Source organism: Klebsiella sp. Ech2A (assembly GCF_030078455.1).
GTDB classification, from domain to species: domain Bacteria; phylum Pseudomonadota; class Gammaproteobacteria; order Enterobacterales; family Enterobacteriaceae; genus Klebsiella; species Klebsiella terrigena.
Window position 1 is genome coordinate 1 of sequence record NZ_JAQGFU010000059.1, and the last position, 23,967, is coordinate 23,967.

General features: G+C 60.5%; 23 protein-coding genes. 18 read left to right on the forward strand and 5 right to left on the reverse strand.

Annotation, left to right across the window (positions count from 1 at the left end; genetic code table 11):
• The 9 genes from PFH44_RS12995 to PFH44_RS13035 form a co-directional block, all read left to right on the forward strand.
• Positions 1–525, forward strand: a 525-nt coding sequence (locus PFH44_RS12995; RefSeq protein WP_283825199.1) for a helix-turn-helix transcriptional regulator, incomplete at its 5' end; no start/stop codon positions are given.
• A gap of 374 nt (positions 526–899) precedes the next feature.
• The gene (locus PFH44_RS13000; protein WP_283825200.1) at positions 900–1,652 is read left to right on the forward strand and encodes a FadR/GntR family transcriptional regulator; all 753 of its coding nucleotides are present in this window, start codon (positions 900–902) and stop codon (positions 1,650–1,652) included.
• A gap of 14 nt (positions 1,653–1,666) precedes the next feature.
• Complete coding sequence (rpiB, locus tag PFH44_RS13005; protein WP_045857187.1) at positions 1,667–2,113, forward strand: ribose 5-phosphate isomerase B; 447 nt, start codon at positions 1,667–1,669, stop codon at positions 2,111–2,113.
• 21 nt (positions 2,114–2,134) lie between these two features.
• Positions 2,135–3,043: an NAD(P)-dependent oxidoreductase gene (locus tag PFH44_RS13010; RefSeq protein WP_045857189.1), complete on the forward strand. Its 909-nt coding sequence runs from the start codon at positions 2,135–2,137 to the stop codon at positions 3,041–3,043.
• 17 nt (positions 3,044–3,060) lie between these two features.
• Positions 3,061–3,735, forward strand: coding sequence for an amino acid ABC transporter permease (locus PFH44_RS13015; RefSeq protein ID WP_283825201.1), 675 nt, complete (start codon positions 3,061–3,063; stop codon positions 3,733–3,735).
• Between the two features lie 12 nt (positions 3,736–3,747).
• The gene (locus PFH44_RS13020; protein WP_045857194.1) at positions 3,748–4,440 is read left to right on the forward strand and encodes an amino acid ABC transporter permease; all 693 of its coding nucleotides are present in this window, start codon (positions 3,748–3,750) and stop codon (positions 4,438–4,440) included.
• A gap of 10 nt (positions 4,441–4,450) precedes the next feature.
• Positions 4,451–5,176 carry an amino acid ABC transporter ATP-binding protein gene (locus PFH44_RS13025; protein WP_283825202.1) on the forward strand — a complete coding sequence of 242 codons (726 nt, stop codon included), beginning with the start codon at positions 4,451–4,453 and terminating at the stop codon, positions 5,174–5,176.
• A 42-nt stretch (positions 5,177–5,218) separates the two neighbouring features.
• The gene (locus tag PFH44_RS13030) at positions 5,219–6,016 is read left to right on the forward strand and encodes a transporter substrate-binding domain-containing protein (RefSeq protein ID WP_283825203.1); all 798 of its coding nucleotides are present in this window, start codon (positions 5,219–5,221) and stop codon (positions 6,014–6,016) included.
• A 123-nt stretch (positions 6,017–6,139) separates the two neighbouring features.
• Positions 6,140–6,286, forward strand: a complete 147-nt coding sequence (locus PFH44_RS13035; RefSeq protein WP_283825204.1) for a hypothetical protein — start codon at positions 6,140–6,142, stop codon at positions 6,284–6,286.
• A gap of 142 nt (positions 6,287–6,428) precedes the next feature.
• On the opposite strand, the gene PFH44_RS13040 is transcribed toward PFH44_RS13035, so the two are convergent.
• Positions 6,429–7,259, reverse strand: a complete 831-nt coding sequence (locus PFH44_RS13040) for a LysR family transcriptional regulator (RefSeq protein ID WP_283825205.1) — start codon at positions 7,257–7,259, stop codon at positions 6,429–6,431.
• A 96-nt stretch (positions 7,260–7,355) separates the two neighbouring features.
• On the opposite strand from PFH44_RS13040, the gene PFH44_RS13045 reads away from it, so the two are divergent.
• Positions 7,356–8,090 carry an SDR family oxidoreductase gene (locus PFH44_RS13045; protein ID WP_283825206.1) on the forward strand — a complete coding sequence of 245 codons (735 nt, stop codon included), beginning with the start codon at positions 7,356–7,358 and terminating at the stop codon, positions 8,088–8,090.
• Between the two features lie 41 nt (positions 8,091–8,131).
• Here PFH44_RS13045 and PFH44_RS13050 read toward each other — a convergent pair whose 3' ends face one another.
• On the reverse strand, positions 8,132–8,551 hold the full coding sequence (locus PFH44_RS13050; protein ID WP_133600528.1) for a GNAT family N-acetyltransferase: 420 nt from the start codon (positions 8,549–8,551) through the stop codon (positions 8,132–8,134).
• A gap of 399 nt (positions 8,552–8,950) precedes the next feature.
• Here PFH44_RS13050 and PFH44_RS13055 point away from each other — a divergent pair, with 399 nt between their 5' ends.
• The 7 genes from PFH44_RS13055 (at position 8,951) to PFH44_RS13085 (ending at position 18,745) form a co-directional block, all read left to right on the forward strand.
• The gene (locus tag PFH44_RS13055; protein WP_283825208.1) at positions 8,951–9,583 is read left to right on the forward strand and encodes a response regulator transcription factor; all 633 of its coding nucleotides are present in this window, start codon (positions 8,951–8,953) and stop codon (positions 9,581–9,583) included.
• Entirely contained in the window at positions 9,580–11,121 is a 1,542-nt protein-coding gene (locus PFH44_RS13060; protein WP_283825209.1) for an MASE1 domain-containing sensor histidine kinase, read from the forward strand. The genes PFH44_RS13055 and PFH44_RS13060 overlap by 4 nt, the downstream gene beginning before the upstream one ends.
• 85 nt (positions 11,122–11,206) lie before the next feature.
• The gene (uhpC, locus tag PFH44_RS13065; protein WP_133600524.1) at positions 11,207–12,508 is read left to right on the forward strand and encodes an MFS transporter family glucose-6-phosphate receptor UhpC; all 1,302 of its coding nucleotides are present in this window, start codon (positions 11,207–11,209) and stop codon (positions 12,506–12,508) included.
• An 11-nt stretch (positions 12,509–12,519) separates the two neighbouring features.
• On the forward strand, positions 12,520–13,551 hold the full coding sequence (locus PFH44_RS13070) for an ABC transporter substrate-binding protein (protein ID WP_283825210.1): 1,032 nt from the start codon (positions 12,520–12,522) through the stop codon (positions 13,549–13,551).
• Between the two features lie 60 nt (positions 13,552–13,611).
• Positions 13,612–15,690: an ABC transporter permease gene (locus PFH44_RS13075; protein ID WP_283825211.1), complete on the forward strand. Its 2,079-nt coding sequence runs from the start codon at positions 13,612–13,614 to the stop codon at positions 15,688–15,690.
• Between the two features lie 4 nt (positions 15,691–15,694).
• A complete protein-coding gene (fbpC, locus tag PFH44_RS13080; protein ID WP_045857214.1) occupies positions 15,695–16,741 on the forward strand; it encodes a ferric ABC transporter ATP-binding protein in 1,047 nt (348 codons plus the stop codon).
• A 450-nt stretch (positions 16,742–17,191) separates the two neighbouring features.
• Positions 17,192–18,745, forward strand: a complete 1,554-nt coding sequence (locus tag PFH44_RS13085; RefSeq protein WP_241782570.1) for a peptide MFS transporter — start codon at positions 17,192–17,194, stop codon at positions 18,743–18,745.
• A gap of 75 nt (positions 18,746–18,820) precedes the next feature.
• Here the strand turns inward: PFH44_RS13085 and PFH44_RS13090 are convergent, their stop codons facing one another.
• The 3 genes from PFH44_RS13090 to PFH44_RS13100 all read right to left on the reverse strand — a co-directional run bounded on the left by PFH44_RS13090 (position 18,821) and on the right by PFH44_RS13100 (position 21,676).
• Positions 18,821–19,996, reverse strand: coding sequence for a TCR/Tet family MFS transporter (locus PFH44_RS13090; RefSeq protein ID WP_283825212.1), 1,176 nt, complete (start codon positions 19,994–19,996; stop codon positions 18,821–18,823).
• A 20-nt stretch (positions 19,997–20,016) separates the two neighbouring features.
• Positions 20,017–20,658, reverse strand: coding sequence for a TetR/AcrR family transcriptional regulator (locus PFH44_RS13095; RefSeq protein ID WP_283825213.1), 642 nt, complete (start codon positions 20,656–20,658; stop codon positions 20,017–20,019).
• Between the two features lie 238 nt (positions 20,659–20,896).
• Positions 20,897–21,676 carry an acetoin reductase gene (locus PFH44_RS13100; protein ID WP_123708737.1) on the reverse strand — a complete coding sequence of 260 codons (780 nt, stop codon included), beginning with the start codon at positions 21,674–21,676 and terminating at the stop codon, positions 20,897–20,899.
• A gap of 274 nt (positions 21,677–21,950) precedes the next feature.
• Here PFH44_RS13100 and PFH44_RS13105 point away from each other — a divergent pair.
• Positions 21,951–23,967 (forward strand): AAA family ATPase (locus PFH44_RS13105; protein WP_283825214.1); only part of this gene is annotated, 2,017 nt, incomplete at its 3' end.

Genomic DNA, 23,967 nt, shown 5'->3' on the forward strand with positions numbered 1-23,967 from the left:
ATTTTAAGTTCAGACTACAACATGCCTCTTTTGATGTTTACGGCCGAGGAGCTGGAAGCCATCTTTCTTGGCGCAGAACTGGTGCGGCGCTTACCGGATGCGACGCTGGCGAATAACGCCAGCGACGTGCTGGCAAAAATCGCCTCGGTAGTTCCCGCGCGGCTGCTCGGTTGTTTATCTTATTCGGCAGTAGGGATAAAGCCGGATGAGTCTGACAGGTTTAAACCCGATACGCGGAATATACGTATCGCCATTCGGGAAGGAAAAAAGCTGTTGCTGGATTACTGCTCCAGCTCCGGTGACATCACTCAAAGAACCGTTTGGCCGGTGGTGCTGGGCTATGACCAGAACTGCTGTCTCCTCATTAGCTGGTGCGAGCTACGCGGCGGCTTTCGTCACTTCCGGGCTGAGCGCATACGCCAGGCGACGATATTGCATGAAGATATTGGCACCAGCAGGAGTGAGCTCAGGAACCGTTGGGAACGCTGGCGGGATAATGAGATGAGACAGCTCAATGCAGAGTAATGTACAGGCAACCCCGGCTATTCGAGGGCAGGGAGGTTTACTCGCCGCCTGAAAAAATCAGGCCGACCTCCGTTCGTAAATATCTCTCATCATCCCCGCCAGGCCCTGGCGACGGCTCCGCCATGATTTTTGTGCGAGCCCTTTTCCCGGTTTAGCTAAGTCCCGACGCACGCTATCTGCAGCTTCTCCGTTAGCTGTCCGCTTCTCCTCTGCCTGCCGCAATACGGCCAACGTTCCCTGGCCCGTTCACCTTTCTCCGCTCATTGTCGGTTACATCACAAAAACAACTGATCAATAAACGATCAATATCACGTTAATATTTCATCAACACATCTACCATTGGTATTACCACTACATACCACTGGTGAGATCACATGGAAATCAGGCGTGAAAAGACAGAAGCCGGCAGCGGCTACGACCGAGTTGTAAAGTTTTTGCGGGATCAGCTACTCAACGGCGAACTGAAAGCCGGGGACAGCCTTCTGCCGGAGCGCGAGCTTTCGGCAAAGTTAGGCGTCAGTCGGCCGGTACTGCGCGAGGCGCTGCGGGCGCTCGCCATGGTCGGGGCGGTGGAGATCCGCCACGGTGTTGGTACCGTGATAACCAAACCTGATGTCTCCATTCTCGGTGAATTCTTTACTTTCGTTCTTGCCCACCAGCCCAACGTGGTCGATGACGTCATGCAGGCACGAATCGCGATTGAGCGTCAGGCCGTTCGCTTAGCCTGTCGCCGCGCAACGCAAAGTGACTACGATCGCCTGGCCTCCTGTCTCGGTGAAATCATTGAGACCATTCGCACCCCGGAGCTCGGCGCCTTAGCGGATTTCAGGTTTCACGAAAGCATCGTCACCGCATCCGGTTCGCCCACGCTTATCAATATTTATCAGTCCATCAGCATGTTGATGCGTCGTTCACACCTTGACCGCCGCGAGCAGATCATTCAGGTCGAGGGGATTGAAGAGTTCCTCATTAACCATCACCGCGCCATTTTTTCCGCTATCGTCGAACGTGATGAAAATAAAGCCGATGAGTTACTTGGCCGCCACTTCGAGATTGGCTCAGATTTTCGCCGCCGCGCCACCATCCTCAAGGCCAGCAGCGGTTCATCGACCTTCACTACTCCGTAAAAGGAAAACAGCAGATGCAGATTGTGATTGGCAGTGACCACGCAGGATTTCACCTCAAGCAGGAGCTTAAGCAGTGGCTGCATCAGGCCGGATATCAGATTGACGATGTTGGCAGCCACGACCCCGAACCGGTTGATTTTCCGGATATTGCCCTGGCGCTATGCAGCAAGGTGCGCGGCAGCGCGGATCGGCGCGGCATTCTGGTCTGCGGCACCGGCGTCGGGGCGGTTATCGCCGCGAACAAAGTCAAAGGGATCCGCGCGGCGGTCTGTCACGACGTACACTCCGCGCACCAGTCGGTGGAGCATGACGACGTCAACGTCATGTGCGTGGGGGCGCAAATTGTCGGGCCGTGGCTTGCTCGCGATCTGATTCTTGCCTTCCTCGAAGCGAAGTTTGTGCATGACGACGACTTTGTTCGTCGCGTCGCGAAGCTCGCTCAGCTGGAACAACTTAACTAACCATCAACCTGGAGCATAACGATGAGTAACAGCACTTCCGGCATTGTCGGGTTTATTGGACTTGGCGTCATGGGCCGCGAGATGGCGCGCAATCTGGCACAGGCGGGTTTTACCGTTCGCGCGTTTGATGTTGTCGCAGCGGCAGGCGATGCGCTACGCCCGTACGGCGTGGACGTCGTCAGCGATCTTTCCAGCGCTATCATTGATGCCGATATCGTCATCTCCATGCTGCCCGACACCCCGCAGGTTGAAGAGATCGTGCGCGGCGTCGGCGGACTGCTGAGCAACCCGCCGCGAGGGAAATTGTTTGTTGATATGAGCACTATCGCACCCGCCGCGACGCGCCAGCTAAGCGAATCGCTGGCAACCATTGGCGTCACGATGCTGGATGCGCCGGTTTCCGGCGGCCCGGTTGGCGCAAAAAACGGCAATCTGACGATCATGGTGGGCGGCAGCGCCGAAGGCTTTGCCCAGGCAACGCCTTATTTGCGCGCCATGGGCACCACGCTCAATCACGTAGGCGCATCCGGCGCGGGGCAGACGGTAAAGCTATGTAACCAGCTGATTTGTGGCATCAACATCCAGGCAATTTGCGAAGCGTTAGCGCTGGCGCGCGCATGGGATATCAATCTTCCTCAGATGCGCGAAGTGCTGATGGGCGGGTCGGCGGCATCCTGGATGCTCGACAAGCTGGGTGGCGCAATGATTGAGGGCGACGTCTCCGCAGGATTTCGCATCGACCTGATGATGAAAGATCTGCGCCTTGTGCTGGAGGCCGCGCAGAAGCATCCGGTCCCGCTCCCTGCTACCGCGCTGGTCGCCTCACAGTATCAAAACGCGCAGGCCTATGGCGAAGGTGCCAACGGCAATCAGGCGCTCTTTAAAGTTTACGACCGCCTGACCGGCCAGCAAAACAGCGTAACAAAATAACCGGGGTTGACCTTATGATGCTCGATTTCACAGCAATTCTCGCGCAGTGGCAGCTTCTGTGGAGCGGCGCGCTACTCACCGCCAAACTGGCTTTGGTGACGACGTTAACCGGTTTCCTGATCGGCACGCTGTGCGCCGCGGCGCGTCGTTCGGAGTCGGTTTGGTTGGCGCGCCTGACGGGCGTTTATGTCGAGTCGATTCGCAATACGCCTTTTCTGGTGCAGATCTTCCTGGTCTATTTTGGTCTCTCCAGTCTGGGCTTCTCATTCAGCGCTTTCACGGTTTCAGTCATTGCGCTCACCATCAACGTCGGGGCGTATACGGCGGAGATTATGCGCGCCGGCTTCGAGTCGATTCACAAAGGCCAGTGGGAAGCCGCCGAAACGCTGGGGCTGAACCGCTGGCAGCAATACTGGCACGTGGCGCTGCGCCCGGCGATTGAGCGCGTTTACCCCTCGCTCACCAGCCAGTTTATTTTGCTGATGCTGGCATCGTCGGTGACATCGCAAATTTCCGCGGAAGAGCTCACGGCAACGGCCAATTTTATCCAGTCAGAAACCTATCGCCCCTTTGAAACGTTCTTCATCGTGGCCTGTATTTACATCGCGCTGTCGCTGCTGATGCGGGTGATATTCTGGCTATTTGGTCAGGTAATTTTCCCGCGCCGCCGCCGTCTTGGCACGTCGATTTAAGGAGAGCCGTTGATGAATATTTCGCTTAACTTTGCCCATCTGCAGTTTCTGCTTGATGGCGCGCTGTGGACGGTGATTTTGTCGCTCATGGCCTTCGGCGGCGGCGGTCTGGTGGGGTTTCTCATTGCGCTGGGACGTATTGCGCCAGTGAAGCCGCTGCGGCTTCTGGTCAGCGCATGGGTGCAGCTGATTCAGGGCACGCCGCTGCTGATCATCATGTTTATGGTCTACTTCGGCCTGCCGCAACTCGGCTATTCGATTGCGCCTCTGCTGGCCGCGGGCATCTCTCTCACCATTTATGCCAGCGCCTATCTCGGTGAGATCTGGCGCGGCTGCATACAATCGGTTCCGCGCGCGCAGTGGGAGGCGGCCGAATGCCTGGCGCTGTCGCGCACTCAGCGCATGTTCAAAGTGATTATGCCGCAGGCAATCAAGCTGGCAACGCCGCCTACCGTGGGATTCTCGGTGCAGATAATCAAAAACACCTCGCTGGCGTCGGTGGTGGGTTTTGTCGAGCTGGCGCGCGCTGGCCAGCTCATCAACAACTCGATTTTCCAGCCTTTCGTTATCTATCTGATCGTTGCCGGCATTTACTTCTGCCTGTGTTTTCCGGTTTCAGCGCTAAGCCGCCGGCTGGAACGCGGAGCACCGCAGAAGCAGGCAAAGCGCCTGCAGGCCATGGCGGCACGCGTTAACCGAGGATAAGGATAAAGTTATGTCAATCATTACCTTAAGCAACGTACAGAAGAGTTTTGGTCAAAATTCAGTGCTGAAAGACGTCTCGTTTTCCGTGAATCAGGGCCAGGTCGTGGCGCTGATTGGCGCCAGCGGCTCGGGCAAAAGCACGGCGCTCCGCTGTATCGATCGGTTAGAAACCATCAACGGCGGCAGCATCGAAGTGTGCGGCTATAAAGTGGAGGATCCCAAAGTCGACCTGCGTAAGCTACGTCAGGACGTTGGCATTGTCTTTCAGAGCTACAACCTGTTTCCCCATCTCACCATTGAGCAGAACATTACGCTTGGTCCGGTGGCGGTGAAAAAAATGCCGAAGGCGGAAGCCAGAAGGCTGGCGCTCTCCGTTCTGGAGCAGGTCGGGCTCGCGGATAAAGTGGACAGCTACCCTGAGCAGCTCTCCGGCGGGCAGCAGCAGCGCGCCGCTATCGCCCGCTCTCTGGCGATGAAACCAAAAGTGATGCTTTTTGATGAAGTCACGTCGGCGCTGGATCCTAAATTAACCGGCGAAGTGCTGCGCGTGATTGAGCGGCTGGCGGGCAGCGGCATGACGATGATCATGGTGACCCATGAGATGAATTTCGCCCGCAAAGTCGCCGATAAGGTGATCTTTATGCATCAGGGAAAAGTGCATGAAAGCGGGAGTGCCGCCATTTTGAAATCGCCGGAAACCGAGGCCTTAAAGGAGTTTATTGCCAACGATCTGTAATTCACCCGATACCCTGTACCCATCCTCATCAGGAGAATAATAATGAAATACGCAAAATCGATTGCTCTACTCGCCGGCATGGTAACCGCGCTCATCGCCCAGCCGGCCTCGGCAAATGCGCTGCAGGATATCCAACAGCGCGGCGAGCTGCGCGTTGCCACCGATATGTCGCTGCCGCCTTCAGGCATGCTGGACGCCTCGATGAAGCCGGTCGGCTCCGATGTCGAAACCGCTGAACTGCTGGCGAAGGATTGGGGCTTAAAGCTGAAGTTTATTGAAACGACCGGACCGACGCGTATTCCGAACCTGCAAACCGGTAAGGCAGATATCGTCATTTCAACCCTATCCGTCACGCCGCAGCGTGCGCAGGTGATTGATTTTACTCGCGCCTATGCCGGGCTGCGCTCCGTTATTGCCGCGCCTGCCGCCACCAAAGTCAGCGACTGGGCCGATTTAAAAGGGCACGCGATTACCGTTACGCGCGGCACCACTCAGGACTCAATGCTGAGTCAGGATGCGATGAAAAAGGGCTATAGCATCCAGCGCTATGATGATGACGCAACCTTAGTCACCGCCGCCGTTAGCGGCCAGGCATACGCGGTCGCCACTTCCGCCACGCTGGTTAACCAGATTAAAAAACAGAATCCTAAATTAAGCTTTGAGCCCAAATTAACCCTAACGGTATTTGATTTAGCTATCGGGGTTAAAAAAGGTGAGCCCGAGTTGAAAGAAAAATTAAATGAATGGATTGTCACCAATCTTAAAAATGGAAAACTCAATGCCATTTACGAAAAATACCACGGTGAAGCTATCCCGGCGGAAATAATAAACCGTAAATAGCTTATCGCGTCCCTGCCGGCCCTTCGTTAAACAAGCCGGCTCTCCCCATCCTCAGAGGTTATTTTTCCCCACAGCGCGTCGCCGACGGGAGGATTTTGCTGAAAATAGTCCATCAGGTAATCGATGCATAACTTCAGCTTTGCCAAAGCTGGATGGAACGGGCTGGTGCTCGCCGTGATTTCCCTGCTGGCGATTGAGCGGCAGCTGAGCCGCATTTTGCACAGGCTGTTGAATAAGCAAAGAGCAGCGGCGGTTGCGAGAGATATTTAATATCGGGATCGACGCCGATAATTAAGCACGTAATCTGGCCCGCTTCCGCATAAAGTCCGGCGGCGGGCCGGATATTTTATTGCAACAGCAGAGCGCGGCTCCCGGCGATTCCAGGTTTCTCTTGCCGATATTCAACCGTTAATCAAAGGGGAGTCTGTCGGTTCAACATATTCAGCAGCTGCTCTACGGCGGTTACCCCCACCGCCTGCATGGCGTAGCAGATGCCGACCCGGCGCAGCAGCGGATAGCCGGGCAGCTGGCGCGAGCTCAGCTCGCAGCGCGATTCAACCAGCGACCGGGGGGCGATCGCCAGCCCGAAGCCCGCCTCCACCAGATCGAGCGCCAGGGTAAAGCTTCCGGCGTTGGCGCTGGGGGCGCCGGCCGAGGCGCCGTAAAACGGCAGGAATCGCTGATGGGAGTCGTGGGCCGGGTACATCACCCACGGCTGGCTGCAGAGCTGTTCCGACGTCAGCTCCGCCAGCTGGCCCAGCGGGTGGGCGGTGGGGTAGGCCAGCACGTAGCGCTCTTCGAACAGCGGCATAAAAAGCTCATCCTCACAGCGCAGGCTTTCGCAGCCGAGGCGAATATCGCCCGTGCAGCCCGGATCGAGCGTGACCAGCGTGTCCGGCATCTCAAGGCGGATCTTCTGCAGCAGCGACTCGAGGCAGGGAGACGCGATATCCTGCTCAACGCCAATATGCAGCGGCAGCTTGTGCTGGCGCTTGCGAAAGCGGGTGCTTAGCGCGGCCATATCCTGGATCATCCGGCAGGCGTGAGGGTAGAGCGCTCTCGCGTCCTCGGTCACCTCCACCCCTCGCGGCTTGCGCACGAAAAGCCGCGTTCCCAGCTCCTCTTCCAGGGCCTTGATGGTGGCGGATAGCGCCGGCTGTGTCAGACTTAGCTGTTCGGCCGCGCGGGTAATATTTCGCTCTTCAAATACGCAGATGAAGGCGCCGAGCTGTCGTTTATCCATAGTTATTTTTTATGGCTGTGAGAAAAATAAACCATTTTTCACCATATCTATGCGGATTTAAAGTAGCGCCATCAATTTTATTTATGAGGTGACTCCATGAACGCTGCAACAAAACCTTTAGTTGTGATTACCGGCGCAAGCTCCGGCATTGGCCTGGCGACCGCTAAACTGCTCTCAGAGCGCGGGCATGCGCTGTTACTGCTGGCCCGTCGCGTCGAGCGTATGACGGCGCTGAATCTGCCGAACGCCCTGTGCCGCGCGGTGGACGTCACCGACCGGCAGGCGGTCGCCGCGGCGATTGCCGAAGCGGAGCAGCAGTTTGGGCCGGTAGATGCGATGGTGAATAACGCGGGCGTGATGCTGCTGGGTAACATTGACCAGCAGGATCCCGATGAATGGGAGCAGATGCTGGACGTGAATGTCAAGGGCCTGCTGAACGGCGTTCACGCGGTCACCAAAGGGATGATTGAGCGCGAGGCAGGGACCATCATTAACATCAGCTCCATTGCCGGGCGTAAAACCTTCCCCAACCACGTGGTGTACGTCGGCACCAAGTTTGCCGTCCACGGCCTGTCGGAAAACCTGCGTGAAGAGCTGTCGCCGCACAACGTGCGGGTGGTGGTGATTGCGCCAGGCGCGGTCGAGACCGAGCTGCTGAGCCACACCTCCAGCGACGACATCAAGGCCGGTTACCAGGCGTGGAAGCAGGATATGGGCGGCAAAGTCCTCAGCCCGGAAGACGTCGCCCACGCCATCGAGTACGCCTACTCCCAGCCGCAGTACGTCTGCATTCGCGAAATTGTCCTCGCGGCAACCCGCCAGGGCGCGTAGCGGTTCCTGCTAAAAGAAAGAAGGGGGGATGACTCCTCCCTTCACCGCTCTTGCGATCCCCATACCAGCGCCATGCCTTCGCTCTCCGGGCGCACCAGCTTAAAGCCAAATTTTTTATACAGCTCGGGGACGTCGGCGACCAGGCTTACGTAGGCGCCCGCCGGCGCATGCAGCTCAAGCCAGGCCATCAGGTGCTCCATGATTTTTCGCCCCAACCCCTTTCCCTGATGCGCCGGGTCGACGGCAATATCGACGATCTCGAAATTAAGCGCGCCGTCGCCAACGATGCGCCCCATGCCGACAATCAGCCCGGAACGCTCCACGTATACGCCGTGGCAGCTGCGGGGCAGCGCGCGTTTAGCCGCCTCAAGAGGGCGGGGCGTTAAGCCGGAGATGACGCGCAGGCGACAAAAATCCTCTGCCGGAGGAACGGTTTCCACAATAGCGTAGGCTGCTGACATGTACCGATCTCGATAGTGGGCGTTCCCCTGTTTACCATCAACCACGCGTTCGCGCAACGGCGTGCCGCGCTCCAGCCACGCCCAGATATGGGCGCTGGAAAAGAGAAAGATGACGCAGGCGGCGGTGAGCCAGTGCAGCGTCAGCGTGAGGCGGTCATAGCGCTGGCGCCGGGCGGTGGGGGACTGTTGTTTCATAACAAAGGACTCCATCAGCGGTGTTTGATGATGGGTAAACGCGGCAGGGGGAATATCTATTCGGAAAATTTTTTATTGGCCGATCGCCCGCAGCGGCCGGTTTATTGCAATTTTGTTACATTCGTTACATAACGGCGGCTGCGGCATTGCCTGCGTCGCGGTAACAGGCATCATAAAACGACCTTCCGCCAAGAGTATTGCATCATGATCAGAGTCGCCCTGGTGGATGACCATGTGGTCGTTCGCTCCGGTTTTGCCCAGCTATTAAATCTGGAAGACGATCTTATCGTGGCGGGGCAGTACAGCAGCGCCGCCGAGGCATGGCACGCGCTGATGCGCAGCGACATTGACGTTGCGGTGCTCGACGTCGCCATGCCCGACGAGAACGGACTGAGCCTGCTCAAACGCCTGCGCCAGCGGCAGCCGGGGTTTCGCGCCATCATTCTCAGCATCTACGACACCCCGGCTTTTGTGCAGAGCGCCATCGACGCCGGCGCGAGCGGCTATCTGACCAAACGCTGCGGCCCGGAGGAGCTGGTGCAGGCGGTACGTTCGGTGGGGATGGGCGGCCACTACCTGTGCGTTGATGCGCTTAAGGCGCTGCGCGGCGGCGAATCCTCGCCGAAAGCGCTCGACGTCCTGACCCCGCGCGAGCGGGAGATATTCGAGCTGCTGGTGAAAGGGGAGAGCGTGAAGGCGATCGCCTTCAGCCTGGCGCTGAGCCATAAAACCGTCCATGTTCACCGGGCTAACGTGCTGAGCAAGCTGCAGTGCGGCAGCACCATTGAGCTGGTGCATTTCGCCCTCGATAATCAGCTGCTGACGGGCCATGGATGAAACGCGCCTCCCGTCATCTGGTCCTGATGCTGTTTATCACCCTGGCCTGGGGAAGCGGCTGGCTGATGCTGTGGACGCTCAGCTTCTATTTGACCCACAACGGCCAGCAGGCGGTGCTGTTCCTGCCGCAGGGCGTCTATCTGGCGCTGCTGATCCTGCTGCCGCGCCGCTTTTGGCCGGCGGTAGTCCTGCCGCCGCTGGCGGCGATCGTCTGGCTGCGCAGCGAGCAGCTGCTGACCGGCTACGCGATCGCGATCGTCCCGCTGGTGGGCATGCTCTCGGCCGCTATGGCGCAGCGTTTCTGGTACCGTTTCCCGCTCTACTGGCAGCGGCTGTCGCTGCTGATTGCCGCGGTCAGCGCCAACGCGCTGCTGCAGACCCTCGCCCTGATCGCCTTTTTGCAAAGCCCCACGACGCTGCTCGGGCTGGCCTCGTTTACCGGCGGCGTGCTGCTGGCGCCGTTTGTCTATCTGATGTTCGAGTTTTTACGCCAGCAGCATCGTTACCAGCTGCTGGGGCTGGATACCAGCAACCCGCCGCTGCGCGCCTCGCTGATTATCTGGTGCAGCCTGTTTTTTATCATCGGCATCGGCACCCAGATGGTGCTCTCCCCGGCGCTGGAGCGGCTGCTGCTGATCGTGGTGTTTTTGCCTAACGTGGTGATGGCGTGGAAGTTTGGCTGGCAGGGCGGGGTGCTGTCCGGCCTGCTCGGCAGCATGATGATCGCCATCGCGCGCCAGGTGGGCGGCGGCTTTACGGATCTGCTGGAGCTTGAGATTTTCCTCGCCACCCAGTCGCTGCTGGGGATCGGCCTGGGTATCGCCATCAGCCGCCAGCAGCACCTGGCGCTCAATCTCGATCGCTATCGCCGCCGGCTCGAGCAGGAGCTGCAGACCCGGCGCGAGCTGACGGAAAAGCTGATCCACACGGAGGAGGATACCCGCAAGCATCTCGCCCGCGAGCTGCATGATGAAATCGGGCAGAACATCACCGCCATTCAGATCCAGTCGCAGCTGGTCAAACGGGCCGGCGGCAGCGCCCTGGCGATTGAGGCCGCCGGACAAATCAACGCCCTGGCCCAGCGCATTCACCACTCCACCCGCCAGATGCTGCGCCAGCTGCGTCCCCCGGCGCTGGACGAGCTGTCGCTCAGGGAGGCGCTGCACCATCTGGTGAAGGAGTTCGCCTTTGCCGAGCGCGGAATTAACTGCCGCTTTGACTACCGGCTGGCGGCCCCGCCGGCCAACGAAATCCTGGTCTTTACCCTCTACCGCCTGCTGCAGGAGCTGCTCAATAACGTCAGCAAACACGCCGGCGCCAGCGAGGTGGCGATCCTGCTTTGCCAGCAGGGCGACGGCCTGTATCTCGAGGTGCGGGATAACGGCAGCGGCCTCGGCCCGCAGAATACGCCGGGCTTTGGCATGCAGGGCATCCGCGAGCGCGTCCACGCCCTCGGCGGGGAGCTGACCCTGGAATCACGCGGCGGCACGCGCGTAATTGTTAACCTGCCCACATTTTCGTCACAAACACTTCGCTAACCAGGAAAAAGTCTTAGCCGCACCGGACTTTCTCTCATCCATTTTGCCGCGCGCTTTTATATCGTCAGCCTAAACGGAGAACGCCATGCCCGCACTGTCTGCTGCACAGATCGCTCAACGCTACCGGACCCAGCGCCCGAGGCTGCTGCTGTGCATGGTCATTGGCTACGCCGCGTTCTACCTGACGCGTAAAAGCATCAACTACGTGCTGCCGGTTTTGCAGCTGGATATGGGGCTGAGCAAAAGCGACATCGGGCTGATCGGCTCGCTGTTCTATCTGAGCTACGGCCTGTCGAAATTTGCCGCCGGATTGTGGCATGACGGCCACGGACAGCGGGCGTTTATGGGGATTGGCCTGCTGGCGACCGGCGTGCTGAACGTGCTGTTCGTGTTTAGCCACTCCCTGCCGGTGCTGCTGTTTATCTGGACGCTAAACGGCTTTTTCCAGGGATGGGGATGGCCGCCCTGCGCCCGGCTGCTCACCCACTGGTACTCGCGCAACGAACGCGGCTTTTGGTGGGGCTGCTGGAACACCTCCATCAATATCGGCGGGGCGATTGTGCCGCTGATTTGCGCCTTCGCCGCCCACTTTTGGGGCTGGCGGGCGGCGATGCTGGCGCCGGGGATCGTCAGCATCGTGCTCGGCATCTGGCTGACCACCCAGCTGCGGGGTACGCCGCAGGAAGAGGGGCTGCCGACGGTGGGCGAGTGGCGCAACGATCCGCTGGAGCTGCGCCAGGAGCTGCAGAGCCCGCCGATGGGGCTGTGGCAGATGCTGCGCACCACCATGCTGCAGAACCCGATGATCTGGCTGCTGGGCGCCTCATACGTGCTGGTTTACCTGATCCGCATCGCGCTCAACGATTGGGGCAACATCTGGCTGGCGGAGAGCCACGGCGTCAACCTGCTGAGCGCCAACGCCACGGTCATGCTGTTCGAGGCCGGCGGCCTGCTAGGGGCGCTGTTTGCCGGCTGGGGATCGGATTTGCTGTTCAGCGGCCAGCGCGCGCCGATGCTCCTGCTGTTCACGCTGGGGCTAATGGTCTCGGTCGCCGCGCTGTGGCTGGCGCCGGTGCACCACTACGCGCTGCTGGCGATGTGCTTTTTCAGCGTCGGTTTTTTTGTCTTTGGTCCGCAGATGCTCATTGGCCTTGCCGCCGTCGAGTGCGGGCACAAGCAGGCGGCGGGGTCGATCAGCGGTTTTCTCGGCGTGTTTGCCTATCTGGGGGCCGCGCTAGCCGGCTGGCCGCTGTCGCAGGTTATCGAACGCTACGGCTGGTCGGGGATGTTCAGCTTGCTCTCGCTGGCAGCCGTTTTGATGGGTTTATTACTGATGCCCCTGCTGATGTCGGGCGTCACCGTTTCACGCAATCACACAACATCCTGAAGGGCTGAATAATGAAAACAACGCTTCTCTCTACCCTCATTGCTTCCGGGCTCGCGCTCGCCGCCCTCACCGGCGCGGCGCAGGCGAAAGGCCGCCTGGTGGTCTACTGCAGTGCCACCAACGAAATGTGCGAAGCCGAAACCAAAGCGTTCGGCGACAAGTACGACGTTAAAACCTCGTTTATCCGCAACGGCTCCGGCAGTACCCTGGCGAAGGTGGACGCGGAGAAGAAAAACCCGCAGGCCGACGTCTGGTACGGCGGCACCCTCGATCCGCAGTCGCAGGCCGGTGAAATGGGGCTGCTGCAGCCGTATAAATCACCGAACCTCGCGCAGATCATGGAGAAATTCCGCGATCCGGCGAAGGTGAAGGGCAACCTCTCCTCGGCGGTTTACGTCGGGATCCTCGGCTTTGGCGTCAACACGCAGCGGCTGAAAGAGAAGAATCTGCCGGTGCCGAAATGCTGGAAGGATCTGACCAAAGCGGAATACAAGGGCGAGATCCAGATTGCCGATCCGCAGAGCTCGGGCACCGCCTACACCGCGCTGGCGACCTTCGTCCAGCTGTGGGGGGAAGATCAGGCGTTTGATTATCTGAAGCAGCTCAACGCCAACGTCTCCCAGTACACCAAATCCGGCATTGCCCCGGCGCGTAACGCCGCCCGCGGCGAAACGGCGATCGGCATCGGCTTCCTCCACGACTACTCGCTGGAAAAAGAGCAGGGCGCGCCGCTGGAGCTGATCTCCCCGTGCGAGGGTACCGGCTATGAGATTGGCGGCGTCAGCATTCTGCAGGGCGCGCGCAACGCGGAGAACGCGAAGCTGTTCGTTGACTGGGTGCTGTCGAAGGATGCCCAGGAGCTGGCGTGGAAGAAGGGCAAATCCTATCAAATCCTCACCAACACCACGGCGGAGACCTCGCCAAACTCGCTGAAGCTCGATGACCTCAAGCTTATCAGCTATGACATGGATAAGTACGGCTCAACGGAAGTCCGCAAAGCGCTCATTAATAAATGGGTTGCCGACGTGAAGATGGGTAAATAAGCCCGCGACAAGTGGTTATCGCCCGGCGTTCCCGCCGGGCCAACAGCACCCGGAAAACTTATGTCACACACATTAGCTCTTCATCCTGCGAAAAAACGGGATGCGGTATTCCTGTGGGTTTTACTCGGCTGGCTGGCGTTTGCCCTGCTGCCGGGCTGGAGCCTGGATTACGGCCTGCTGGAGTCGACGCGCGACGAGATCCTCGCCGCCTACGGCTGGTCGCAGGTCAACGTTAGCTGGCTGTGGTACCTGCTGCCGAGCCTGCTGCTGGTTCGCCCGCTGAGCGAAGCGCGCCGCGAGCAGCGGGCCCGCCACTATTTTGACGCCGGCTGGGCGCTGCTGTGCATGGCCTTTATCGTCATCAGCGCCACCGTCGAGGGCCGGGGTTTAGGCTACGCCGCCATCGTGCTGTTCGTGGCGCTGGGCGCCATCATGACCCTGGCGCTGACGCGCCTGGAGTGGCTGGGCGGCGACCGCTTTGTCATCGGCTCGCTGATTACCATCATCGCGCTGATCGGCATTTTTATCGTCTGGCCGAGCATCGCCATTTTTATCCCGATGTTCACCAACGCCGCCGGGGAGTTCGCGCCGCTGGCGTTCCTCAGCGTCCTCGCCCAGGCGCATATCGTGCAGGTCATCATCAACTCGATCCTGCTGTCGATTGCCGTCGGGATCGGCTGCACCTTCTTCGGCCTGGTGCTGGCGATTTACACCACCCGCATCGCGAAGCGCAGCGCCATCATCGGACGCATCTTCTCGATTCTGCCGATCGTCACGCCGCCGTTCGTGGTGGGGCTTGGCGTCACCCTGATGATGGGGCGCTCCGGCTACGTGACCGAATTTATGGTGACCTGGTTCGGGCTGACCAACACCAACTGGCTGTACGGCTTTACCGGCATCTGGCTGGCGCAGGTGCTGGCCTTTACCCCGATGGCGTTTATGATCCTCGACGGCGCCATCAAGACTATCCATCCCTCGCTGGAGGAGGCGTCGTATACCCTGCGCGCCAGCCGCTGGCAAACCTTTAACGGCGTATTCGTCCCGCTGCTCAAACCGGCGCTGGCGAACGCCTTCCTGATCGTTATCGTGCAGTCGCTGGCCGACTTCAGCAACCCGCTGGTGCTGGGCGGCAACTTCGACGTGCTGGCGACGCAGATCTACTTCTACATTACCGGCTCGCAGCTGGACTATCAGGCCGCCAGCACCCTCGGCGCGTTCCTGCTGCTGTTCTCGCTGCTGGTGTTCTGCGTGCAGTATATGTGGATTGGCAAGCGCTCCTACGTGACCGTTTCCGGCAAGTCCTACCGCGGCGACGTGCAGCCGCTGCCGGCGATGCTGGTGCGGGGCGTGGTGGCTCTGCTGGCGATCTGGATTGCCTTTAACGCCCTGCTTTACGGCAGCATTTTCTACGGCAGCTTCACCGTCAACTGGGGAGTGGACTACACCCTGACGCTGGATAACTTTATTAAGCTGTTTGGCCAGGGGATGAGCGACGGCGCGTGGCCTTCGCTGCTCGATACCCTGCTGTACGCCGGGATTGCGGCGCCGATCACCGCCGCCTTCGGGCTGCTGATCGCCTGGGTCGTTGTGCGCCAGCAGTTCAGGGGCAAAAAGACCATCGAGTTTACCACCATGCTGTGCTTCGCGGTTCCCGGCACCGTGGCGGGGGTGTCGTACATTCTGGCCTTCAACAGCGCGCCGGTTTACCTCACCGGCACGGCGGCGATTGTGATTATGTCGATGGTGATGCGCAACGTGCCGGTCGGCATTCGCGCGGGCATTGCCGGCCTCGGCCAGATCGATAAATCGCTGGATGAGGCCTCGCTGAGCCTGCGCGCCGGGAGCCTACGCACTATCACCCATATCCTGCTGCCGCTGCTGCGCCCGGCCATTTTGTCGGCGCTGATCTACAGCTTCGTGCGCGCCATTACCACCGTCAGCGCGATTGTCTTCCTCGTCACGCCGGATACCCGGGTGGCAACGGCCTACATTCTCAACCGGGTAGAAGACGGCGAATACGGCGTGGCGATCGCCTACGGCTCCATTCTGATAGTCGTGATGCTGGCGATTATTTTCCTCTTTGACTGGCTGATCGGCGAGGCGCGAATCTCCCGTTCAAAAGCCAAAAATCAGGCGTAATTCTATGACTCAAAAACATTTCGTTGAGCTGCGCAACGTCGGCAAGCGCTTTGGCGATAACACCGTTATCGAAACCATTAACCTGGCCATTCCGCAGGGGCAGATGGTGACGCTGCTCGGACCGTCCGGCTGCGGGAAAACCACGGTGCTGCGGCTGGTAGCCGGGCTGGAAAAACCCACCAGCGGGCAGATTTTTATCGATGGCGAAGACGTCACCCACCGCTCCATCCAGCAGCGCGATATCTGCATGGTGTTCCAGTCCTACGCGCTGTTCCCCCATATGTCGCTGGGGGAGAACGTCGGCTACGGCCTGAAGATGCTCGGCGTATCGCGCAGCGAGACAAAAGCGCGGGTGAAGGAGGCGCTGGCGATGGTCGACCTGGAGGGCTACGAGGATCGCTTTGTCGATCAGATCTCCGGCGGCCAGCAGCAGCGCGTGGCGCTAGCCAGGGCGCTGATCCTCAAGCCGAAGGTGCTGCTGTTCGACGAGCCGCTGAGCAACCTTGACGCCAACCTGCGCCGCAGCATGCGGGATAAAATCCGCGAGCTGCAAAAGCAGTTCAATATTACCTCGCTGTACGTCACCCACGATCAGAGCGAGGCCTTTGCGGTCTCCGATACGGTGCTGGTGATGAACAAAGGCAGCATCATGCAGATTGGCTCGCCGCAGGATCTGTATCGTCAGCCGGCTTCGCGCTTTATGGCCAGCTTTATGGGCGACGCGAACCTGTTCCCGGCCAGCTTCAGCGCCGAGAGCGTGGAGATCCACGGCTACCGTCTGCCGCGCCCGCCGCACTTTACCGCCAGCGGAAGCGGCACCGTCGGCGTCCGCCCGGAGGCGATTACCCTCAGCCAGCAGGGGCTCGAGAGCCAGCGCTGCGTCATCCGTCACGTGGCCTATATGGGGCCGCAGTATGAGGCGATCGTCGAGTGGCACGGCCAGCAGATTTTGCTGCAAATCAACGCCACCCGCCTGCAGCCCGACGTCGGGGAGAGCTACTACCTGCAGATTCATCCCTACGGGATGTTTATGCTACAGGATGCCGCCTAGGAGCCCGGCCCCCCGCTTCGCGGCGGGGGGCCGCCGGCGCGCGACGCCGGTGAAAAATCAATAACCCTGTTTATCCTCCTTTCCCGCCGTAGACTTCGCCAACCCTACATTTATCCCGGTTTTAATCACGCTATCCCGCCGCCGCGGGCTATCCATTTATACTGAATGGATATTCAATAACTTTTTGTTTATAAACAATAAAATAATAAAAATTGTCGTGGTGGCAATGTCAACACTATTTGCGCCTCGTCAAACTTAAAATCTATAAAAGTAGACGTTTGTCGACTTTTCATCTAAAAAGTCTGGGTAAGGGGCTAGACAAAACCACCATCCGGTTATCAAATGGTTAAATAATATTAAATTTTAAGTAAATGATTGGCCAAATGAAAAAATGGTCAACGCGCTTTCCGCGATTTACAAGCGCTTCGGCGCACCTTATTGGGAGAAGTTATGCATTCCTCTGTTAATAAAAACGAAACTCGGACCTTCTTTGGTCATCCCTATCCGCTAGGGTCGCTGTTTTTTACCGAAATGTGGGAGCGATTCTCTTTTTACGGCATTCGCCCGCTTTTAATCCTGTTTATGGCCGCCACCGTCTATGACGGCGGAATGGGGCTGGCGCGCGAAAACGCGTCGGCGATCGTCGGCATCTTCGCCGGCAGCATGTACCTCGCGGCGCTGCCGGGCGGCTGGCTGGCGGACAACTGGCTGGGTCAGCAAAAGGCCGTGTGGTACGGCTCGATTCTGATTGCGCTCGGCCATCTGTCGATTGCTCTCTCTGCGTGGATGGGCGACACCCTGTTCTTTATCGGGCTGATGTTTATCGTGCTCGGCTCCGGCCTGTTTAAGACCTGTATCTCGGTGATGGTCGGCACGCTGTACAAGAAGGGCGACGCGCGCCGCGACGGCGGATTCTCGCTGTTCTATATGGGCATCAACATGGGCTCGTTTATTGCCCCGCTGATCTCCGGCTGGCTTATCAAATCCCACGGCTGGCACTGGGGCTTTGGCATCGGCGGTATCGGGATGCTGGTGGCGCTGGTTATCTTCCGCCTGTTCGCCGTTCCGGCCATGAAGCGCTACGACAGCGAAGTGGGCCTCGACTCCACCTGGAACAGTCCGGTGGCGAAGAAAAACGGCGTCGGCGCCTGGCTGCTGGCGCTGGCGGTCGGGGTTGCGGCGGTGATTGTCCTGATTGCTCAGGGCGTTATCGTGATTAACCCCGTGGCGGTCGCCAGCACCCTGGTGTACGTCATTGCGGCGTCGGTGGCGCTGTACTTTATCTATCTGTTCGCCTTTGCCGGCCTGACCCGCAAAGAGCGCGCTCGCCTGCTGGTGTGCTTTATCCTGCTGGTCTCCGCCGCCTTCTTCTGGTCGGCCTTCGAGCAGAAACCGACGTCGTTTAACCTGTTTGCCAACGACTACACCAACCGCACCATCGGCAGCTTCGAAATTCCGGCGGTATGGTTCCAGTCGATTAACGCCCTGTTTATCATTCTGCTGGCGCCGGTTTTCAGCTGGGCATGGCCGGCGATGGCGCGTAAAAACGTCCGCCTGAGCAGCATCACCAAGTTCGTTATCGGCATTCTCTGCGCCGCCGGCGGCTTCGGTCTGATGATGCTGGCCGCTGAGAACGTGCTGAGCAGCGGCGGAGCGGGCGTATCGCCGCTGTGGCTGGTGGGCAGTATTCTGATGCTGACGCTGGGCGAGCTGTGCCTGAGCCCGATTGGCCTGGCGACCATGACCCTGCTGGCGCCGGAAAGAATGCGCGGCCAGATGATGGGGCTGTGGTTCTGCGCCAGCGCGCTGGGCAACCTGGCCGCCGGCCTGATTGGCGGCCACGTCAAGGCCGACCAGCTGGATATGCTGCCGGATCTCTTCGCCCGCTGCTCGATTGCGCTGCTGATCTGCGCCGCCGTACTCTGCGTGCTGATTGTTCCGGTGCGCCGGATGCTGGAAAATACCCGCAGCAAAACCGCGCAGGAACCGGCGGCTAACGCCTGAAGGTAAAAGAGCCCATATCCTGTAAACCGGCGCGCGATGCGCCGGTTTTTTTTCGCCGGTACTCTGCCTACGGGCTTATGTCTCCCGCCGCGTGCAGCGGTAGATGAGCGGTACGGTAAAGGCGTACAGCACCACCACCGACAGCCAGATGGCGCCGGGCCACCACGTCCTGAGGGCGAAATAGAGCGACGAAAAGGCCAGCGGCGCGACGATCGACGCCAGGCTGACGGTGGAGGCCAGCACCCCCTGCAGCTGCCCCTGCCGATCGTCGCTGACCTGGCGGGTGGCCAGCGCCTGCAGGGCGGGCGTGCCGATCCCGCCGAGGGCGATCAGCGGCATCACCGCAAAGACGATCCAGCCCTGCTGGGCCAGCGACAGGATAATCAGCGCCGCGCTGGTACTGGCGATGCCGCAGAGAATGGCCCCGCGCTCGCCGAGCCTGCGGGTTGCCGGGCCGGGCAAAAAGGCCTGCGCCAGCATCTGGCACACGCCGAACACGCCCAGCGACAGGCCGACCCACAGCCCGTTCCAGTGAAACATATCCTGTCCCCACAGCGTCCAGCAGGTGCCGTAGACCTCCCCGGTGGCGCTTAAGAAGAAGAACACCAGCGCGATAGTGAGCAGCCCTTTGACTGAGAATAGCCAGTGCATGGGCCGCAGGGGATTGAGCTCGGCGAGCGCCATTTTGCGCTTCGCCGGCCGGCGCGACTCTTTAAGGGCCAGCAGCGCCAGCAGGAAATTCGCGCCGTTCAGCACCGCGGCGACGATGAACGGCAGGCGCAGGGCGTAATCGCCGAGCACGCCGCCGAGTACCGGGCCGATGATAAATCCCGCGCCGAAGGTGGCGTTGAACAGCCCGAAGCGGCCGGCGCGCTTTTCCGCCGGCGTCACGTCCGTCAGCCACGCCATCGCCACCGAAAGGTTGGCGCTGGTGAGGCCGGCGATGGCTCGCCCGAGCAGCAGCGGCCACAGATGGCTGGAAAAGGCCATCAGCAGGTAGTTGATCGCCGCCCCGGCCAGCGAAATTAGCAGTATCGGGCGGCGGCCGAAGTTATCGCTGAGCGCACCGAGCAGGGGGGCGAAAATAAACTGCATCAGGGCGTACAGCGCCGCCAGAATGCCGATGTAGGGGGCGATATCGCCGGTATGGACCACCTCTTTAAGCAGCTGCGGCAGCAGCGGAAAAATCAGCCCGATGCCGACGGCATCGAGCCAGATGGTGATAAAAATGACGCTCAGGGTTCTGTTCATGGTCGGCTCAACGCGGGATGCTACGCATAGGGGGTATCCTGCGCGGCGGCGCGGGCGGCGTGAAAGCCGCGCTCGAGGAGCGCGAGAAAGCGCTCGCGTACGGTGTCGGCGGGCTGCTCCTGCTGCAGGCGCAGCGCGTCGCCGTAGGCAATGCGCCAGCCGTTGAGCACGATGCTGGCAATCAGCTGCGCCAGCGGATCGTACGCCGGCCGCTGAAGGCGCGACGCGAGCATGGCGCCCAGCGCCTGGGTCAGAAGGGCAAACTGCTCCAGGGCGTAGGCCTGCAGCGACGGGCTGGCCTCAACGCCCTGCCAGAACGCCGCCACCCGGCGATCCATTCTCACCAGCGGATGCTGCTGGCTCATCAGCTCTTCGGCCAGCGCTTCCAGCACCGCGATCGGCGCCCGCTGGGGATGCCGATCGAACGCCTGCCGCAGCAGCTGGTGGACTTCGTCGATGCGATCGAAGTAGAGCTCCTCTTTACGCGGGAAATAGTTAAACACGGTCATTTTCGACACGCCGGCCGCGGCGGCAATATCGGCAATGGTGACGTTATCAAAACCGTGCTGAATAAACAGTTCGGTGGCGGTGTTGGAGAGCTGCTGGCGCGTAAGGCGCTTTTTCTGCTCGCGCAGCCCTTCGGCATGCTGGTGGGTATTCACGTATTCGCTCCGTGGTGCTGATGTTTATAATTTTATGTCGGGTAAAATATTATGATCGATATAAAATTAAGTCCAGCGCTATGATGCATAGCCGGAGGGCGTGCGGGTGAAGTGAAGCGAAGCGAATGAAGTAAAAGGTTAAGCAGAAATTCAGCGGGAAATTAAGACGGCAAAAGGCGTGCGGACTGAAGGAGAGGAAGAGCCGAACCGCGCGGTGAACGCGGCCCGGCGTCAGGATTTAGCGGTAGACGATGCCGCCGTCGATCAGGATTGCCTGACCGGTAACGTAGTCAGAATCCGGGCCGGCGAGATAGGAGACCAGGCTTGCCACGTCGTCCGGCGTTTCGGCACGGCCCAGCGCGATACCCTCCACGTATTTCTTGTAGGTTTCACCCACCGGCGCGCCGGTGATCTCGGAGAAACGTTTATCGATTTCGGTCCACATGCCGGTACCGACAATCCCCGGACAGTAGGCGTTAACCGTGATGCCGCGGCTGGCGTACTCTTTGGCCGCTGCCTGGGTCAGCGCGCGGACGGCAAATTTGGTGGCGGAGTAGATCCCCAGCAGGGCGAACCCATCGTGTCCGGCAATGGAGCAGGCGTTGATGATTTTACCTTTCTGCTGACGGTCGATGAATTTTTTCGCCGCGGCCTGAATGCCCCACAGGGTGCCCTGGACGTTGATGCGCATGATGCGATCGACCTCTTCCGGGGTGACGTCGGCCAGCGCCTGCACCTGAGCAATCCCGGCGTTGTTCACGATAATATCGAAGCCGCCCAGCTGCTTTTCCGCTTCGTCAATCGCGGCGTAAACCTGCTCGCGGTCGGCGATATTGGCGACGAAGGTGGCCGCCTTGCGGCCCAGGGCCTCAACCTCAGCGGCGACGGCGGCAATCCCTTCCGGGTTGACGTCGACGAGCATCAGCGATGCGCCATCTTTCGCCAGACGCAAAGCAATCCCGCGGCCAATGCCCTGACCCGCGCCGGTGACCAACGCCACTTTATTTTCGATAGCCATTCTGTACTCACCTTGAGCTGATTAATAAACCACGGCTGCCCGATGCGCTGTGGGCCCGGTGCGGGAAGGGCGCAGCGGGCCAGGGAAGCATCAGCGGCAGAGAATGGCATTACTCTATAGCGGCGGATAGGCGTGGCCTACCCCCCAGCTGGGGGGGAATGGGGCGCGGTGATGAAAAGCTGGAGCGCGCTCGGATATCGCAGCGATGCCTTGGTTCAACCGCCTCTCCTTGGGTACACTCGGGGAATGGACTGGCTGAAAAGGTAACGGCACGATGGAATTTTTGCCCGCAACGGATGACCCACTGAGTGAATGCGTTCCCGAAGAGCCTCTGGGCTTTACGCGCCAGCTGCCGCTTATCGCCACCCGCTTTACGCCGCCTCGCTCACCCGGTTCGCTGCAGCTGCGCGACCGCCTGCTGCGGCGCCTGGACGCCGCCACCGGCAGCGCGCTGACGCTGGTGTGCGCCCCGGCCGGGTTTGGCAAAACGACCCTGCTGGCCCAGTGGTACCACCATCGCCAGCAGCAGGGTGACGCCCTGGCCTGGCTGAGCATGGATGAAGACGACGGCCCGCCGGCGCTATTTATGCGCTATCTTCAGGCGGCGCTGGCGCCCCTGTGGCAAGGGTGGAGTCCGGCCTTTCTCCGCCAGGCGGATGACGGCCCGGCGGCCGATCTCTCGCTGTTTCTGGCGGAGCTGGTAAACCAGCTGCACCGCTGCCCGCACCCGCTGTATCTCATCATTGACGACTACCAGAATATCTCCCAACCGGCGATCCACGCCGGGCTCAGCTGGCTGCTGAACCACGCCCCGGCCGCCCTGCACCTGATTATCGGCAGCCGCTGCCAGCCGACTCTTTCGCTTGGCCGGCTGCAGATGCAGGATCAGCTGGTGGAGGTGGACGATAGCGAGCTGCGCTTTAACGTCGGCGAAGCCAGCGCCTATTTTTCCGCCGCGCTGGCGCCGGGGTTCAGCCAGCAGGAGATCCCCCGGCTGCTGGCTCTGACGGAGGGCTGGGTCGCCGGGATGAAAATGGCCACCTTATCCAGCGGCCCCGCGCACTCTCACCCGGCAGCGGGCGGGCTGAACGCCGGCTCGCGCTCGATCGCCCGCTATCTTGACGAAGTCATTTTTGCCCCCTTGCCCGCCGAGGTACTCGACTTTCTCCTGCAAACGTCGGTGCTCAACCGCCTGCATCCGGCGCTGTGCGACGCCGTCACCGGCCAGTCTAACGGCGAAGCGATGCTGGCATGGATTGCACAGCGCAACCTGTTTCTTTCCGCCCTGGACGCGGGCGGGCTGTGGTTTCGCTACCATCCGCTGATGCGCGACGCGCTGCTCTCTCGCCTGCAGCGCGGCGGCGAGAGGGATATTCGCCGGCTGCACGAGCGCGCCGGTGCCTGGTTTGCCGGACAGCAGCTGTGGGCGGAGGCGATCCGCCACGCCCTCGCCGCCGGTAAGGGCGGCGCCGGGCACGCGGAGGCCGGGGCGCAGTCGCTGGCGGAAGAGGGGGACATCGACACGATGGTGCGCTGGATCCGCTACCTGCCGGCGGATCCCGACCCTTCGCGGATCGATCTGCAGATTAACCTCGCCTGGGCGCTGGCGCACCGCTTTCGCTTTCAGGATGCCCGCCAGCTGCTGGACGCGCTCGAAACCCTGGCGGCGGCCAGCGGCGAAGCATTAGCCCACAGCTCGTGGGTCAAGCTGCGGGTGGTGAGAGCGATTTGCGAAGCCTTTGCCGAGAATATCCCGCAGAGCATTGCTATCGTCGAACCGCTGCTGCGGGAGGTGCCCTGCGGCGACGTGTGGGTCGATGGCCTGGTGTGCAACATTCTCAGCTACTGCCATCTCGCCAGCTCCCGGCCGCAGCAGGCCCTCGACGTGCAGCAGCGGGTATCGGGCACGCGCGAGGCCAGCCGCAACCTGTTCGTCGGCGTGTACCGGGCCTTCGTCATGGCCCAGGGCTACCTGCGTCAGGGCAACCTGGCGGAGGCCGAGCGTCAGGCCAGCCGGGCGCTGGAGGCTGCGGAACGGCAGACCGGCGCCCGCTCCAGCAGCGGCGCGACGCTGGCGCCGATCCTCGCCGAAATCGCCTGGGAGCAGGGGGAGACGCAGCGCATTGACGCGCTGCTGACGCTGCGTCTGGAGACGATCGATGATTTTTGCCCGCCGGACGGCTTTAGCCGCTGCTACATCGTGCTGGCGAGGCGGGCGCGCCTCGACGGCCGCCCGGAGGACGCGGAGTCCCTGCTGCTGCACGCCGAAGGACTGGCGGTGCAGCAGCAGG

Excerpts from the sequence above, each read along its gene's own strand:
- PFH44_RS13000 (WP_283825200.1), top strand. The coding sequence starts at position 900 with ATGGAAATCAGGCGTGAAAAGACAGAAGCCGGCAGCGGCTACGACCGA.
- rpiB (WP_045857187.1), top strand. The coding sequence starts at position 1,667 with ATGCAGATTGTGATTGGCAGTGACCACGCAGGATTTCACCTCAAGCAG.
- PFH44_RS13010 (WP_045857189.1), top strand. The coding sequence starts at position 2,135 with ATGAGTAACAGCACTTCCGGCATTGTCGGGTTTATTGGACTTGGCGTC.
- PFH44_RS13015 (WP_283825201.1), top strand. The coding sequence starts at position 3,061 with ATGCTCGATTTCACAGCAATTCTCGCGCAGTGGCAGCTTCTGTGGAGC.
- PFH44_RS13020 (WP_045857194.1), top strand. The coding sequence starts at position 3,748 with ATGAATATTTCGCTTAACTTTGCCCATCTGCAGTTTCTGCTTGATGGC.
- PFH44_RS13025 (WP_283825202.1), top strand. The coding sequence starts at position 4,451 with ATGTCAATCATTACCTTAAGCAACGTACAGAAGAGTTTTGGTCAAAAT.
- PFH44_RS13030 (WP_283825203.1), top strand. The coding sequence starts at position 5,219 with ATGAAATACGCAAAATCGATTGCTCTACTCGCCGGCATGGTAACCGCG.
- PFH44_RS13035 (WP_283825204.1), top strand. The coding sequence starts at position 6,140 with ATGCATAACTTCAGCTTTGCCAAAGCTGGATGGAACGGGCTGGTGCTC.
- PFH44_RS13040 (WP_283825205.1), bottom strand. The coding sequence starts at position 7,259 with ATGGATAAACGACAGCTCGGCGCCTTCATCTGCGTATTTGAAGAGCGA.
- PFH44_RS13045 (WP_283825206.1), top strand. The coding sequence starts at position 7,356 with ATGAACGCTGCAACAAAACCTTTAGTTGTGATTACCGGCGCAAGCTCC.
- PFH44_RS13050 (WP_133600528.1), bottom strand. The coding sequence starts at position 8,551 with ATGTCAGCAGCCTACGCTATTGTGGAAACCGTTCCTCCGGCAGAGGAT.
- PFH44_RS13055 (WP_283825208.1), top strand. The coding sequence starts at position 8,951 with ATGATCAGAGTCGCCCTGGTGGATGACCATGTGGTCGTTCGCTCCGGT.
- PFH44_RS13060 (WP_283825209.1), top strand. The coding sequence starts at position 9,580 with ATGAAACGCGCCTCCCGTCATCTGGTCCTGATGCTGTTTATCACCCTG.
- uhpC (WP_133600524.1), top strand. The coding sequence starts at position 11,207 with ATGCCCGCACTGTCTGCTGCACAGATCGCTCAACGCTACCGGACCCAG.
- PFH44_RS13070 (WP_283825210.1), top strand. The coding sequence starts at position 12,520 with ATGAAAACAACGCTTCTCTCTACCCTCATTGCTTCCGGGCTCGCGCTC.
- PFH44_RS13075 (WP_283825211.1), top strand. The coding sequence starts at position 13,612 with ATGTCACACACATTAGCTCTTCATCCTGCGAAAAAACGGGATGCGGTA.
- fbpC (WP_045857214.1), top strand. The coding sequence starts at position 15,695 with ATGACTCAAAAACATTTCGTTGAGCTGCGCAACGTCGGCAAGCGCTTT.
- PFH44_RS13085 (WP_241782570.1), top strand. The coding sequence starts at position 17,192 with ATGCATTCCTCTGTTAATAAAAACGAAACTCGGACCTTCTTTGGTCAT.
- PFH44_RS13090 (WP_283825212.1), bottom strand. The coding sequence starts at position 19,996 with ATGAACAGAACCCTGAGCGTCATTTTTATCACCATCTGGCTCGATGCC.
- PFH44_RS13100 (WP_123708737.1), bottom strand. The coding sequence starts at position 21,676 with ATGGCTATCGAAAATAAAGTGGCGTTGGTCACCGGCGCGGGTCAGGGC.